We start from the raw sequence: 15,539 nt of genomic DNA on the forward strand, positions 1-15,539 counted from the left end.
ACAAACAATGTTTCAGCTATGTTCATCTTACGTTCATCCTACGTTCATGAACGTAGGATGAACGTAAGATGAACATAGCTGAAACATTGTTTGTACCTGATTAAGACGAAGTTACATCCTTATCAAATACAATATTGAAGTAAAACAGATCGGGATTAAGCCATCATATTGTAAACTTTAAACGGGATTATCAGGCTGAAGTGTAAACCCGTTTCAGGACTTAGTCGGGACGTATAGGCGGCTGAAATCAAAAAAGGATGCCCATGGTGACATCCCTTTTCATGAAGTATGGCTGAGGGGGGTTAAGTTGAGGATTTAAAACCGGGTAATAATGTAGATAATTCGTTTGTTGCTCTTTACTATATAGTCATCGCGATTGCTCAAATCTTCGCGTTATAATACAAACTTCTCTCTCTTTCTTCCCCTTAACTACATTCCAGGTCCAACTTAAAGGCAGGTATAAAGCATGTATACGGCATGTATACAGCATACCTATAGTGGGTTTACAGGTATTTTATAACTTTTTTTTAAAGATTTAGGGCCAGATATCAAAATAGTATCAGAACTATCGGATGTTCCGCATAAAAATTGCATACTTTGTTTTATATGCAGGTACTACAGTTTACGGATAAGGGTATTTATTGCCCGGCAGGTGATTTTTACATTGATCCCTGGCAACCTGTGGAGCGGGCTGTTATTACCCACGCCCATTCCGATCATGCCCGCTATGGCAATAAACATTATCTCTGTCATCATGATAGCGTGCCTCTCTTACAGTTAAGGCTGGGGCAGGATATCAGCGTACAGGGCGTTGCCTTCGGCGAAAATATCCGGTATAATGGCGTGACAATATCCCTGCACCCTGCAGGGCACATCATTGGATCGGCCCAGGTACGGGTACAGCAGGAAAACGAGGTATGGGTGGTCAGTGGTGATTATAAAGTGGAAAATGACGGCATCTCCGGGCAGTTTGAGCCGGTGCCCTGCAACACCTTCATTACAGAATGCACCTTCGGTCTGCCGATCTATAACTGGCAGCCACAAGGCGTCATCTTCAGCAATATCCGGCAGTGGATACAGGACAACCAGGCGGCCGGCAAGAACAGCGTATTATTGGGTTACAGCCTGGGAAAAGCCCAACGGCTATTACACAACCTCAGAGGCGTCACAGAACAGATATGGGCACATGGAGCGATCTATATTACACATCAGCTGTTGAGAGAAAATGGCTGGGACCTGCCGGAGATCCATCGTATCACACCGGATACGCCTGCCTCCGTCTATAAGAACAACCTGATCATCGGACCGCCATCTGCTGCCGACAGCTCCTGGATGCGCCGTTTCAATCCATACGCCCTGGGTGTGTGCAGCGGATGGATGCAGGTACGGGGACACATGCGCCGCCGTAATGCGGATGCCGGTTTTGCCCTCTCAGACCATGCCGACTGGACGGGTTTATTACAAGCTGTGAAAGCCACCGGTGCTGAGAAAGTATATACCACCCATGGCTTCAGCAGCGCCTTTGCCCGCTACCTGACAGAAAACGGGATTCCTGCACAGGAAGTGAAAACAGAATTCGGTGATATGGATGAAGAAGCAGGCATGCCGGAAACCATTACCAATGACCAACAAGACCCGTCATGAAAGAATTTGCCGCACTCATAAAAATACTGAGTAACAGTACCAAGACCAATGAAAAGCTGGATGCACTCAGTCGCTACCTGGCTGCTGCGGATGCTCCTGACCGTCTATGGGTGCTGGCACTGTTCACCGGCCGGCGACCTAAACGTACCGTCAATACCACCCAGCTAAGCACCTGGTGCCTGCAAATGACGGCCTTGCCGGCCTGGTTATATGAAGAATGCTATCATACCGTAGGCGATCTGGCAGAGACCATCGCCCTCCTGCTGCCTCCGGGTAAAAGCCTCTCCGCCCACCCTTTGCATTACTGGATCGAACAACTCATACAACTTGAAAAGGCAGACGAAACCACCAAACAAACCTTCATTCTCCGGGCCTGGGAGGAACTGGATACCAGTGAAAGATTTGTATTCAACAAACTGATCACCGGCGGTTTTCGTATTGGCGTGTCGCAGCAGATGATGGTGAATGCGCTGGCCAGCACTTACAATATCCCCGCCCCTACTGTTTCCCATATGATCAGTGGGAACTGGGACCCGCAGCAAACCACCATCGAGGCTCTGCTCAGTGAGAACATTACGGAAGCTGATGCCTCCAAGCCTTTCCCCTTTTACCTCGCCTACGCATTGGAAGGCGATCCTGCTGAACTGGGTACTCCCGGGCAATGGCAGGCGGAATGGAAGTGGGACGGTATCCGCGGACAGATCATCAAACGTAACAGACAATTGTTCGTGTGGTCGCGTGGCGAAGAACTCATCACCGAAAAGTTCCCCGAATACCAGCCCTTGCTGGACCTGCTGCCGGAGGGCACTGTATTAGACGGCGAGATCCTCACTTTTGCCAATGGCGCTCCCCTGCCCTTTCAGACCCTGCAAACGCGTATCGGGCGGAAGAATGTGACCCGCAAACAATTGCAGGAGGCACCGGTAGCCTTCCTCAGTTATGACCTGCTGGAATGGGAAGGTCAGGACATACGTACAACTGCACTGCAGGAGCGTCGCTTACTTTTGGAGCAGGTAGTGGAACAGATCAATCACCCTACCCTTCGCCTGTCGCCCACCATTACTTTCCACGACTGGGAAGAACTGGCCCGTTTCCGGCTGCAGGCAAGGGAAAAAGGCAGCGAAGGACTAATGTTGAAAAAACTGGATTCCACCTACCAGGTAGGCCGTAAACGGGGAGACTGGTGGAAATGGAAGATAGATCCGCTCACCATTGATGCTGTTATGATCTACGCGCAGAAAGGGCATGGGCGTCGCTCTAATCTGTATACCGATTACACTTTCGCCGTCAGGGATGGAGATCAGCTGGTATCATTTACTAAGGCTTATTCTGGCCTGACAGACAAAGAGATCAGCGAGGTAGATAGCTGGGTGAAGAAGAATTCACTGGAAAAATTTGGTCCTGTAAGGACGGTAAAACCGGAGCTGGTATTTGAGATCGGCTTTGAGGGCATTGCAGCCTCTAACAGGCACAAATCGGGTGTGGCATTGCGTTTCCCCCGTATACTCCGCTGGCGGAAAGATAAGCCAGTGACAGAGATCAATACCCTGGAAGATTTGCAGTTACTACTGCGAACACATAAGTAATAAGGATTTCTGAAGGAATATTGAAGCGAATTAGTATATTGTACTTAATTTTGCTTTTGAAACGGAACATTATTCTATACTGATATGAATAACCTGGGAAATACTAAAAAAGATAACGCGACTGAAAACATTGCGCTGGATGAAAAGGATATCGCCATTCTCCAGTTACTGGAGGAAGATGCCAAGATGACTATCCGCGATCTGGCAGCAAAGCTGAACCTGAGTGCCACTCCCGTTTATGAACGTATCCGTAAAATGGAACAGGCAGGCGTTATCAGACAGTATGCCGCTATTGTTGATCCCAGCAAGATTGATAAAGCCCTGACCGTACTATGTTACATCTCCCTGAAGGAGCATGGTAAAAAAGCCGGTACGAAGTTCATCAAAGAGATCACTTCTTTCCCTGAAGTTATGGAATGTCTCAACATCTCCGGCCAGTTCGATTTCATGCTGAAGGTACAGGTGAAAGACATGCTTGCCTATCATGAATTCAATGTAAACAAACTGGGTGAGCTGGATAATATCCGTCACATGGAAAGTGTATTTGTGATGTCAGTGATCAAGGCTACGCACCGGGTGGTATATTAATCCGCTTACAATTTCTTTAAGCCCTCATACCCTGGAAAAAGAATATAGGTATTGATATCTTCTCCCTGGGGATGTACAGTAATGGCAGTACATACCTGTTTACCGCCTTTCACCGTCGTCATTTCAAATGCGATACCTTCCTTGCGTACATCGTACAATATGATCTTTCTGCCTTTCAGTTTATCCTGATACTCGGCCACGACTTTGATTGCGGGAAATAGTTTCTTTATCTCGATGTAAGCGCTGCCTACTCTTAGTCCCTTTTCTGTTGTGAAGGAAGATGTGTTCACGCGGACCTGTTTCACCACCATTGCTTCCTTTCCGTTTGTTTCTTCTCTTACGGAATAAACCGCCAGGTACCTGGTGGAATCGAGGCTCTTATCTTTCTTGTGACTATACCATATGCTCCATGCCTTTCCCATAGCAGCATCGCCGCCATCTGCGGGTCCCAGCATAGCAGCCATATCATCTGCAGTAGCGCCTATTTTTGTATTCCCGATATACTGGCCGGGTTCTATTCTCCAGGCTGTTTGTGCCATTGCCGGTGCTATCATCAGCAGCAATGCTGCCCCTAAAAAGTAAAGGTGTTTCATAGTTCTTCTTTTATGCAAAGAAAGGCAAAAAACACGCCACATCGCTTGTAAATTATGCTTACATTAATGTTATGAATCGTAAACACTTCCTGTCAGCACTGGCCACCACAGCAGGACTCACCACTATACCGGCGCTCACCCGTTTACAACAGGCGGCCGCAGCCCTGCAGCCACATGAAGAAAGATTATTGATCCCGCCTTACCTCAGGTCCGGCGATACTATTGGTATCACCTGTCCTGCAGGACACATCACCCTGGAAGAAATAAGACCAGCTATCACCATCATGCAGAGCTGGGGTTTTAAAATACGTGTAGGCAATACTGTTAATAAAGCAGATTTCAGCTTCGGCGGCACAGACCAGGAACGCCGCCAGGATATGCAGGAAATGCTTGACGATCCCTCCATCAAAGCGATCATGTGTGCCCGCGGCGGTTATGGTAGTGCACGTATTGTAGATCTCCTGGATTTCTCCCGCTTTGCGCAACAGCCAAAATGGATCATCGGCTTCAGTGATATTACAGTGTTGCATTGTCATGTGAATCGCCTGTACGGTATCGCTACTTTACATTCAAAGATGTGTAACAGCTTTCCTGATGATTTCAATAAAGCAGAGTCCATCGTACAACAAACTATTGGATCCATCAGAGATGCGTTGTCAGGTCAGCAACTGCACTATACTACTTTCTCCGATTCCCGGAATCGCCCAGGCGTCGCCAAAGGTGTGCTTGTTGGCGGTAATCTTTCAATGATACAGAGCGTACTCGCCACCAATTCTGAACTGAATACCATCGGTAAGATCCTTTTCCTGGAAGAAGTAGGAGAATATCTTTACAGCCTTGACCGCATGTTCAACAGCCTTCAACGCGCACATAAATTAGATAACCTCGCAGGACTGATCATTGGTGGTTTTAACCGCATCAAACCTGATGATCCGGGAGAAGAATTTGGCAGGACAGTGTATGATATTGTGATGGAGAAAGTGAAGGATTTTAAGTATCCGGTGTGTTTTGGTTTTCCGGTGGGGCATCAGAAGGATAATTATGCGCTGAAGTGTGGTGTGATGCATCAGTTGACCGTAGGGCAAGCGGAGGTGACGCTGGACGAGGTGAGGGAGTAGGAGGCTTTAAAAGAGGTTATTCTCTGGTATAAAAAGAATAAGGGCTCAGAAAAAATCTGCGCCCTTATTCTTTACCTGATTACGTTTCCACGAAGGAAAGTTTCGTACCTTCAATATATGGAAAAGAGAAATTTGATACGATCGAAAATATCGGGTGCTGTTAGCTTCCTAAATGAAAATGAAAAAACTTCTGCTATTATTAATGTGAAAGAAGCTGACTATATTCCGAATTGGTTAAAGGTTCGGAATAAAATTACCTCCTTTATTTTTACTTCAGAAGTAAAAAAAGATGATCTTGCAAAGCTTGAGGAAGATCAACGTGTTGTTTCAATATCTTTGAATCAACAGTTAAATATGATTCCTTGATTGCATAAACATAAAAGATTTTAAAAAGCGCCTTTTTACAGGCGCTTTTTTTATGCTTAAGACCACTTTGCCTTCAATATCCATACTTGTTTTTACTCCCCCATCTTCCTATCTTACGCCAGCGAATTCCCTGCCATGAAAAAATACGTCACAATAATACTCTGCATCGCGGCCCTTATATCCTGTAAAAAAGATGACAGCACACATGTCATGCAGGAGGGTACTTATACCAATAAAAACCTGGCCACTGCCGGTCCAATCACCCTGTATGTAGGTGATAAAACCATCACTGAACCGACATTTATCCACGATTTCCTGGAAAGAAGGATCAATAACTGGTTGATGGATAGCACTTTCAGGGAACAACCCGGCATCAATACGCCATTCATCTTTACAGAGGTGACCATCGAAGGTGACATGGCCTATTACACACAGGATCCGGGCAACAGCTACCAGGACACTTTCCATATCAATCCTCTTTCTACCAATACCAGGCTGCTTGTAGCCAATAGGGAATCGATTATTAAACCTACTGTAATTGGAGAATTAAGTTGTGCGAACGTGGCGAAATACGTACGTCGTAATCCACCTACTTATGCATGTAGCTATTTCAACTATCCTGATAGTTACTGTACAGGTCATAAACAGCTGCAGCTGAATGTTGAGAGCGATCACCTGGTGATACCGGTACTGACATATTATTTCGCCCGCCCTATTGCTTCGGGTGTGGTCTGCCATACTTATGAACGCTATATCAGCGATGATTTCAATAAAGACATTCTTGGAAAACTACGCCCGGAGGATACATTGGCCGTGCAAACCTACTTTGTCAAACTTTATAAGTAATAATCCTTCAACATGAAAACATCCTTGTTCTTGATCTGTGTATTGTTGTGCTGTTATGGCTGTGGGAGCGATGACGCAGCACCCTACCCAACCGGCAATTATGAAAGCGCTGCTAATATCAAAAATGACCCGGTAGCACTGTATACAAAAGATAAAGTTATTACAGATGTCAAATTCATCCAGGCTTTTCTTGAACGTAACCAGATATATGGCACCTTTGATCTGACAGCTGGTACGGCGGAATCTCCCGTTCATGTGACATTTGATAACAGGGTTGCTGATAGTATCTATTTCAGGTCAGTTTCAGGTGGCAGCGGACTTGAACTGATCTTTAACCAGGTTTATTACGATAACAATACTGCTATATTACTGGGCCGCGATAGTTTGCCGGGATCACCAGGTGATGATGGTGAATTGAGCTGCTCAAATGTGAGCATACATATCCGCAAGCATCCGTTACTTACCTATTGTGCCACTTCACCTATCGGTCCATTAGTCTGCAAAACAAGATACCGGATGCCCGTAGCGATGGTGGGAGATCAGCTTTCTATTCCAATTATCAGTTATCATTTCAGCACGAAGAACGCAGTTGCAGAATGTAATTCACGAGAAAAGTTGGCGTATGGCTATCTGAACGCAGGCGCGTTAAAAACGATACATACACAGGATACACTGGTAGTGCAGACAAGGACATTAGTGTTGGAGAGGAAATAATCAGCACTATAGGTAATTATTCATTTCCCATTTTTCTACCGATTTAGATAGTTCATATAGTTGCCTGTTCTCTGTGTCAGAGAGCTTATCAAACCCTTTCCGCAGATAGGATTCTATAAGGATCATTGCAATCAGGTATTGGAAGTTCGTTGCTATTTTCATACAGGAGCATAAAGTCAGGCAAATGTAAGTTGTCAGACATTGACATGTCTTTGTTTTTCCCTAATTTCATTCACCAATGAAAAACAAAGCGCGCGGATGGCAAGTGATAACGGAATGGCTCGCTGCAAATGACAGAAAGCCTTTTGCTTTCCAGGAAGAAGCCTGGGAGCATTACCTGCAAGGCAGATCAGGCCTTGTAAACGCCCCTACCGGTTATGGTAAAACCTTCTCTCTCTTTCTTGCGGTGGTGATCGACTGGATCAATAAACACCCGAAGGATTATCAGCAGAAAACGAAGAATGGTCTGCAAATGATGTGGATCACTCCGCTACGGGCACTGGCAAAAGATATTGCCCGGGCTATGGAGGAAGTGCTGCAGGAACTCAATATGTCCTGGCAGGTAGGCATCCGCAGCGGAGACACGCCCATCGCTACCCGCCAGCAGCAAAAGAAACAGATGCCGGAGATATTGATCATCACTCCGGAAAGCCTGCACCTGCTGATGGGGCAGAAAGAATATGCGAAAGTCTTTACACATCTCACAACAGTTGTAGCAGATGAATGGCACGAACTGTTGGGCAGCAAAAGGGGCGTCATGGTGGAATTGGGACTCAGCAGGCTCCGCGGACTGGCAAAGAAAGCAGGACGTCCTCCCTTGAAGGTGTGGGGCATCTCAGCGACTATCGGTAACCTGGAAGAAGCGTTGGATGTACTACTGGGTGCACCAGACCCGGAAGCCGTGATTGTACGCGCCAAACTGGGTAAGAAGATCGAACTGCAAAGCATCCTGCCGGATGAGATCGAAAAATATCCATGGGCAGGTCACTTGGGTACAAGGCTGCTATATAAAGCCCTGCCGGTGATCATGAACAGTCAAACCACCCTCATCTTTACGAACGTCCGTTCCCAGACAGAGATATGGTACCAGGAGATATTACGTCAATGTCCTGAACTGGCGGGCGCTATTGCCCTTCACCATGGCTCCATTGACGCGGAGCTACGTGTATGGGTTGAAGAAGCCCTGCACACCGGCGTATTGAAGGCTGTTGTCTGCACTTCCAGTCTTGATCTGGGTGTGGATTTCAGGCCAGTAGATACTGTGATCCAGGTGGGCAGTCCGAAGGGAGTAGCCCGCTTTCTGCAGAGAGCCGGGAGAAGTGGTCACCAGCCCGGCGCCACCAGTAAGATCTGGTTCCTCCCCACACACAGCCTGGAACTGGTGGAAGCAGCTGCCCTGAAAGCAGCGATGGAAGAACAGCTGGTCGAAAGCCGTATGCCTGTTCTGCTGGCCTTTGATGTACTGCTGCAATACCTGATGACACTCGGCATCTCAGATGGTTTTCACGCGCCGGAAATATGGGAGGAAGTGACCAGCACTTTCTGCTTCCGCGATATGACGGAAGATGAATGGGGCTGGATATTATCTTTCCTGTCGACCGGCGGAGAAGCCCTGTACAGTTACGATGAGTTCAAAAAGCTGGAAAGGGAAGGCGACTTCTTCATCTGTCGTAGCCGTATGTTGGCTATGCGACACCGCCTGCACATCGGTACCATCGTCAGTGATGCGATGCTGAAAGTGAAATTCATGAGCGGAGGATTTATCGGTATGATCGAAGAATGGTTCGTTGCCCGCCTGCAGCCAGGCGATGCTTTCAGCCTGGGAGGCCGTACCCTTGAGTTTGCGATGATCAAAGATATGACGGTGCTCGTGCGTAAATCAAACGCCAAACGGGCGATTGTGCCCAGCTGGATGGGAGGACGACTCCCCCTCTCGGCCAATCTCGGAAAGATATTACGCCGCACCTATACAGAAGCTTTATCCGGCCAATCGGATATGCCGGAGATCCAGATACTGCAACCACTGTTCGACCTGCAGGAACAACTATCACACATCCCGAAAGACAATGAGCTGCTGATAGAAATGATCCATACCCGCGATGGTTATCATATGTTCGTCTATCCTTTTGAGGGAAGGCTGGTACATGAAGTGATGGCCGCGTTGCTCGCCTACCGTATCAGCAAGCGACAGCCCATTACTTTTTCCATGGCGATGAACGATTATGGTTTCGAACTGCTTTCCGATCAGCCGATACCGGTCAGCGATGGGGATGTACATGATCTGTTCTCTCTGGAGAACCTGAGTAATGATCTGCAGGCCAGTGTGAACTCGACAGAAATGGCCCGCCGTAAGTTCAGGGATATTGCAGTTATTGCAGGCCTTATTTTCCAGGGCTATCCCGGCAAACATAAGGCCAGCCGGCACCTGCAGTCGTCCGCTTCTTTGTTGTTTAATGTATTCAGGGATTACGATCCACAGAACCTGTTGTTACGACAGGCGTTCAATGAGGCCTTCTTCTACCAGATGGAAGAGGCACGTCTGCGGGAAAGCCTGGAACGTATTTACAACAGCGATATTATCATCACAGAACCGGAAGCATTGACGCCCTTCTGTTTCCCGATCAAAGTAGACAGTCTCCGGGAAGAGCTTACCAGTGAAAAACTGGAAGACAGGATCAAAAAAATGCGTCCGCAGATATAGTTTAGGAGAGATACAGTAGTTTTACGGGAGATTATGGAGGAAGTGATTTACAGACACCAGGACCAGACCTGGCATTTATCAGCCCACAGGGCTATTTTCTGGCAAGAAGAACAGGCGCTGATCGTGTCTGACCTGCACCTGGGGAAATCCGCCCATTTCAGGAAAGCAGGAATAGCCGTTCCGGCCAATATCGGGCAGGACGACCTGTATCGCCTGCAATTGCTCATTACCGCCTACAATCCCTCCCAGATCATCATTGTCGGAGATATGTTCCATAGCCGTGAGAACAATGATGTGCCTTACTTTAAACTCTGGCGCCAGCAATTTGCACATATCCGCTTTAAACTGGTAAAAGGCAATCATGATATACTGCCTGCTACTACCTATGAGGCGCTGAACCTGGAAGTATTTGATACGCTTATTATCCGGAATATTCATTTCATACATGAGCCTTGCTCAGAGGAGGATGCAGCGGGTTACACTTTCTCGGGCCATTTACATCCGGGGATCGTTGTTGCCGGTGCCGGCAGACAACGTCTACGCCTGCCCTGTTTCTACTTCGGACGGCATTGCAGTATTTTGCCTGCTTTCGGACGCTTTACGGGCCTTGCGACCCTGGAGCCAGAAGAAGATGAGGCAGTATTCGTTATCGCTGAAAACAGCGTCTTAAAAGTGAATTAATGCTGGTTGCCTACGATCCTATATATGCACACCCGCTACCGGAAGGTCATAGGTTCCCTATGGCGAAGTATGAGCTGATTCCGGCGCAGTTATTACGGGAAGGTGTGATCACCGATAAACAGGTGCATATACCAGCACCATCAGACGAAGCAACTATTCTCCTCACCCATACGCCGGAATATTGGTACAAACTACAACACCAGACACTATCTGATAAAGAGCAACGCCGTATTGGTCTGCCACAGTCTCCGGCATTAACGCTGCGTGAAATTGTGATCTGCCAGGGAACGATAGATTGCGCATTATATGCACTGGATCATGGTGTAGGATTGAACGTAGCAGGAGGTACACATCATGCCTTTGCTGATCATGGGGAAGGTTTCTGTCTCCTGAATGATTTTGCTGTTGCTTCGAATTATCTGCTGCAACGAAAACTGGTAAAACAGGTGCTGATCATCGACCTGGATGTACATCAGGGGAATGGTACTGCTGCCTTATTTGCCGGCAGACCGGCCGTGTATACTTTCAGCATGCACGGTGCGCATAATTATCCTTTTCATAAAGAGACATCCGACTGGGATGTTCCCTTACCTGATGGCATGCATGACAACGATTATCTCAGTACACTACAGGACTGTCTGCCGGTGTTGATCAATAAAGTAAAACCTGATCTTGTATTTTATCTGTCAGGAGTAGATATTCTGCAGACTGACCGTTATGGTAAGTTGCAGGTTACTCCACAAGGTTGTAAAGAACGGGATGAACTGGTATTTCAGGCGATGAAACGACATGATATCCCCTGTGCTGTAGCAATGGGCGGCGGGTATTCAACGCATATCAGAGATATTGTGAATGCGCATTGTAATACATTCAGGGTTGCGGGGGAGATATTTGGATAGATCAAACGTTTTGATCAGTGCCGGAAATTTCATCCGGGACGAGCTACTGGAGATAACAATGTAATAACAACTCCTGGACGGGGTGTACCTACCGGTAATTCTCTTCTGCCATTATGTATTCACGCTGGATTTATCCCGACAATCTACCTGGAGACAACAATGCAATAACCTCCCTGCCGCCATATACATACAGCATTCCACTTCACAACAACAATATCTTGTCTTATTCTTAATCCTTGATCCTCTTCTTCAGCATACTCACCTGATCCTGCAGATGGCTCACCATATCCGCCAGGTGATTTACGCTCAGACGGCTTTGCTGACCAGTCTTGCTGATCACCGCATCTGACTGCCAGAGCTCCAGTACTTCTTCCATGCCAACAGCATAAGGTTCGTATTGCGGATTGTCTGACATCAGTGTGATCTTTCCTTTAGTGCGATTGCTTTTCAACACTCGTTTATACACGATGCCTTCGCGGCTGGTCACTACTATGTATGCTTCATTGTTGCGGATCTCTTCCCAGCCATCTACTTTGTGGCAGACGATCACTGATCCGGAGGGAGTGGGTAACATGGAATCTCCTGCGATCTCGAATGCCCTGTAGCTGCCTGCACCCATCATGGGGAGAGTGAAAGTGTTCAGTTCTTCAATAAATTCATCATCATTGTAGCCTGCAAGGTATCCTGCTGCAGCTTTTACGGGTACAAACTCTATCTGCTGACGGTCGTTTGCCATCTTCTGTTGTCTGCGTTTCTCCAGGAAGCTTTCTTTCTGGGAGCCTACATCACGGCGTAATAAGTCATCAATGGATATACGGAACATATCACTGACCAGTTCGAGCACTTCTGTGCGGGGTTCTGCACGTTCTTCTTCGTAAGCGCCCAACAGGGAACGTTTAATCCCTAATTTATCAGCAAACTCCTGCTGTGTCCAGCCTTTCTGCTTACGCAGGAATTTTAAATTGCGGCATACTACTGACATAATCTAAATAATTTAGTACGTTACTAACAAAATTAGCATATAATTTTTATAATTACCAAATATATTCCGGTCAGCTTAACTTATTTTTGCCCATAAATCCAACTCAATATTATGCATAACACGTTGTTAATTATTCACTCGCTGATAAGGTGGGCTATCGTACTGACAGGACTATGGGCCGTGATCCGTGCATTGAAGGGCGTTAGCGGTAAGACTCCTTACATCGCTGCAGATAAAAAAGCAGGTCTGTTCTTTATGATCTTCCTGGACTTACAGTTACTGGTAGGTTTAGTGCTTTATTTCTTTTCCAGCGAATCCGGCATCAAAGCATTTCAGCAATACGGAAAGGAAGTAATGCATAACGACGGACTTCGTTATTATGCAGTTGAACATGCATTTGTTGCCATCGTAGCCATTGCGCTGGTACACATCGGACGTGCCAAAGTGAAAAAGACAACACTGGATGCAAAGAAACATAAAACGTCCCTCATCTTCTTTGCGATTGCACTGATCCTGCTGGCATCCCGCATTCCATGGGAAAGAGGTCTGCTGGGTTATTAATATAACACGCATTACACTATATAAAAGTAAAGGCTGTTCAGATGAACAGCCTTTACTTTTATATAGTGACCACCAATGGAACCTTATCCCTTGTCGGTGTTGAACAACCGGTAAGAATATATATAAGGCAGTGCTGCCAGGATACCTCCTATAAAGATCAGCAGGAATACTCCCGTCACTACCGGCAGGAAGAATCCTGCGATGATCATAACAATACCTGTATATAACCAGAGATTACCGGCAAAAGCATGTGTCTCCCGCCAGATGTCATCACTCTTTAACGTCCAGGGCGTTCGCACGCCTATGAAATAGTTAGGCTCAAGCCGCCTCAGGTAAATACCTATTACTCCTATCAGCAGGCCCACTCCTGTAAACACCCAACGTTCTATCGCAAACGGATGGCCCTGACTGGCCATAAAAATGATAGCTGCGGTAAAAATAGCCAGGTAAATATGGATCATGAAACGGATCTGATAATATTTCCTGTGAAATGCCGTCATGTCTTTGTGTTGAATATCCGGCTCATCCACATGTGGAATATACCGGAACAGAAAATATAACAGTAGGTTAGTAAAGAAGAGGAATGTCATTAAGAGAAGGAAGTCACTTTTGGCCCCCACCCGCTCGGGAACGCCCCTGACGCTGAAATTTGTTGGCATAACGTCTGGCAGGGAAGGCCAGATAATTCCCAGATAGACCATTGGTAATATCAATAACAACAATAACAACAGTTCCTGGCCAATATCAGGCTTTTTCATGAGAAAGTGTTTTGTTTGAAAGTAAGTTGACAAATACTGTACCCGCTTACGGCACTCTTATAATTAACCATTATCCCCCATCATTTGTTATCGACTGGCCATTCATACTAATATAATTAGTATTAACTAAAAATATTAGTAAATTTGTTTCAGATCTATAGTACATAGGCGATAGCCGGTGGACAGGCAACGCCCTCATAACCTATGTCACGCACACATTCCGCCTGTCTATAGGCTGTTTCCTGTGTACTATTCATCGCCCATGAACCATTACCGTAACTTATGATTTCTTTGCAGCACAGGTCCATTGCTCATTTTGACATGGACAGCTTCTTCGTATCAGTAGAATGCCGGGATGATAACAGCCTGAAGGGGAAACCTCTACTGATAGGAGGCATAAGCGATCGTGGCGTAGTAGCATCCTGTAGCTATGAGGCCCGCCGCTATGGCATCCACTCCGCCATGCCTATGAAAATGGCCCTCAAGCTATGCCCACACGCTATTGTCAGAAAAGGAGACATGGAGAAATACAGCCAGCTTTCAGGAGAAGTCACCGAACTCATAGCCGAAAAGGCGCCACTTTACGAGAAGTCATCCATCGATGAATTTTACCTGGATCTGACAGGCATGGATAAATACTTCGGGTCCATGAAATGGACAGCAGAACTACGCCAGCACATCATGAAGGAAACACGACTACCTGTCTCCTTCGGACTCGCCTCCAACAAAATGATCTCTAAAGTAGCCACTAACGAGGCCAAGCCCAACGGACAGATGGAGATCATGTTCGGTGAAGAAAAAGCCTTCCTCGCTCCCATGCCGGTGGAGAAACTACCCATGGTGGGTAAAGAAACAGCCGGTCAGCTGCGACGCCGTGGGGTAGAAACAGTCAAAACTTTGAGTGAAATACCTGTTACCCTCCTCGAAGCCTGGTTGGGGAAAAATGGCATCTCCCTGTGGAACAAAGCCAATGGTATCGACGAATCACCCGTTGTTCCATTTCATGAACAGAAATCTATCTCTACAGAAAATACTTTCTCTTCTGATACGATCGACATGCAGTTCATTCACGCAGAACTGGTACGCATGACGGAAAAGATCGCCTTCGAACTACGGCAGCAGGACAAACTCACCGGTTGTGTAACCGTGAAGATCCGCTATTCCGACTTTGAAACAGTTACCAAACAAATGACCATCCCCTACTCTGGCAGCGATCATGTACTACTGGAAAAAGTAAAAGAACTCTTTCATAAACTCTATGACCGGAGATTGCTCATCCGCCTGATAGGCGTGCGTTTCAGTCACCTGGTACAGGGTAATTACCAGATCAGTTTGTTCGATGACACACAGGAAATGATCGCACTCTACCAGGCTATCGACAACATCAAAAACCGTTTCGGATGGCAATACCTGATGAAGGGCACTAATGCAGTTCCTCCTGCTAAAAGAGGCGCTGTAACAAAACCAGCTGTCATGCCTTATCCTAAAGTGAGATAAAACGC

15 protein-coding genes are annotated in these 15,539 nt (G+C 46.6%); 12 read left to right on the forward strand and 3 right to left on the reverse strand.

Annotated features, from left to right (window positions below; all coding sequences use genetic code 11):
* Positions 1-606: 606 nt before the first annotated feature.
* The 3 genes from CLV42_RS07870 (at position 607) to CLV42_RS07880 (ending at position 3,818) form a co-directional block, all read left to right on the forward strand.
* Positions 607-1,644: a ligase-associated DNA damage response exonuclease gene (locus CLV42_RS07870; RefSeq protein WP_106601372.1), complete on the forward strand. Its 1,038-nt coding sequence runs from the start codon at positions 607-609 to the stop codon at positions 1,642-1,644.
* Complete coding sequence (locus tag CLV42_RS07875) at positions 1,641-3,230, forward strand: ATP-dependent DNA ligase (protein ID WP_106601373.1); 1,590 nt, start codon at positions 1,641-1,643, stop codon at positions 3,228-3,230. The genes CLV42_RS07870 and CLV42_RS07875 overlap by 4 nt, the downstream gene beginning before the upstream one ends.
* Positions 3,231-3,314: 84 nt before the next feature.
* Positions 3,315-3,818: an Lrp/AsnC family transcriptional regulator gene (locus tag CLV42_RS07880; RefSeq protein ID WP_106601374.1), complete on the forward strand. Its 504-nt coding sequence runs from the start codon at positions 3,315-3,317 to the stop codon at positions 3,816-3,818.
* Between the two features lie 5 nt (positions 3,819-3,823).
* On the opposite strand, the gene CLV42_RS07885 is transcribed toward CLV42_RS07880, so the two are convergent.
* Positions 3,824-4,411 (reverse strand): hypothetical protein, encoded by a 588-nt coding sequence (locus CLV42_RS07885; protein ID WP_106601375.1) that lies wholly within the window; start codon positions 4,409-4,411, stop codon positions 3,824-3,826.
* Positions 4,412-4,482: 71 nt separating this feature from the next.
* On the opposite strand from CLV42_RS07885, the gene CLV42_RS07890 reads away from it, so the two are divergent.
* From CLV42_RS07890 to CLV42_RS07920, 7 genes are all read left to right on the forward strand, one after another.
* Positions 4,483-5,529, forward strand: a complete 1,047-nt coding sequence (locus CLV42_RS07890; protein WP_106601376.1) for a S66 peptidase family protein — start codon at positions 4,483-4,485, stop codon at positions 5,527-5,529.
* 117 nt (positions 5,530-5,646) lie between these two features.
* On the forward strand, positions 5,647-5,895 hold the full coding sequence (locus tag CLV42_RS07895) for a hypothetical protein (protein WP_106601377.1): 249 nt from the start codon (positions 5,647-5,649) through the stop codon (positions 5,893-5,895).
* A gap of 135 nt (positions 5,896-6,030) precedes the next feature.
* A complete protein-coding gene (locus CLV42_RS07900) occupies positions 6,031-6,741 on the forward strand; it encodes a hypothetical protein (RefSeq protein ID WP_146154336.1) in 711 nt (236 codons plus the stop codon).
* A 12-nt stretch (positions 6,742-6,753) separates the two neighbouring features.
* Positions 6,754-7,455, forward strand: a complete 702-nt coding sequence (locus tag CLV42_RS07905; RefSeq protein ID WP_106601379.1) for a hypothetical protein — start codon at positions 6,754-6,756, stop codon at positions 7,453-7,455.
* A gap of 238 nt (positions 7,456-7,693) precedes the next feature.
* Positions 7,694-10,156 carry a ligase-associated DNA damage response DEXH box helicase gene (locus tag CLV42_RS07910; RefSeq protein WP_106601380.1) on the forward strand — a complete coding sequence of 821 codons (2,463 nt, stop codon included), beginning with the start codon at positions 7,694-7,696 and terminating at the stop codon, positions 10,154-10,156.
* A 33-nt stretch (positions 10,157-10,189) separates the two neighbouring features.
* A complete protein-coding gene (gene pdeM, locus CLV42_RS07915; RefSeq protein ID WP_106601381.1) occupies positions 10,190-10,837 on the forward strand; it encodes a ligase-associated DNA damage response endonuclease PdeM in 648 nt (215 codons plus the stop codon).
* Complete coding sequence (locus tag CLV42_RS07920) at positions 10,837-11,736, forward strand: histone deacetylase family protein (protein WP_106601382.1); 900 nt, start codon at positions 10,837-10,839, stop codon at positions 11,734-11,736. Before pdeM ends, CLV42_RS07920 begins: the two co-directional genes overlap by 1 nt.
* Positions 11,737-11,965: 229 nt before the next feature.
* Here the strand turns inward: CLV42_RS07920 and CLV42_RS07925 are convergent, their stop codons facing one another.
* Entirely contained in the window at positions 11,966-12,718 is a 753-nt protein-coding gene (locus tag CLV42_RS07925; RefSeq protein ID WP_106601383.1) for an XRE family transcriptional regulator, read from the reverse strand.
* A 111-nt stretch (positions 12,719-12,829) separates the two neighbouring features.
* Here CLV42_RS07925 and CLV42_RS07930 point away from each other — a divergent pair, with 111 nt between their 5' ends.
* Positions 12,830-13,279: a hypothetical protein gene (locus CLV42_RS07930; RefSeq protein WP_106601384.1), complete on the forward strand. Its 450-nt coding sequence runs from the start codon at positions 12,830-12,832 to the stop codon at positions 13,277-13,279.
* 83 nt (positions 13,280-13,362) lie between these two features.
* Here CLV42_RS07930 and CLV42_RS07935 read toward each other — a convergent pair whose 3' ends face one another.
* A complete protein-coding gene (locus CLV42_RS07935) occupies positions 13,363-14,037 on the reverse strand; it encodes an SdpI family protein (RefSeq protein WP_106601385.1) in 675 nt (224 codons plus the stop codon).
* Positions 14,038-14,319: 282 nt separating this feature from the next.
* Between CLV42_RS07935 and dinB the strand changes: the two genes are divergently transcribed.
* On the forward strand, positions 14,320-15,534 hold the full coding sequence (gene dinB, locus CLV42_RS07940; protein WP_106601386.1) for a DNA polymerase IV: 1,215 nt from the start codon (positions 14,320-14,322) through the stop codon (positions 15,532-15,534).
* Positions 15,535-15,539 lie beyond the last annotated feature (5 nt).

Origin of the sequence: Chitinophaga ginsengisoli (assembly GCF_003014595.1) — a bacterium.
Lineage (GTDB): Bacteria > Bacteroidota > Bacteroidia > Chitinophagales > Chitinophagaceae > Chitinophaga > Chitinophaga ginsengisoli.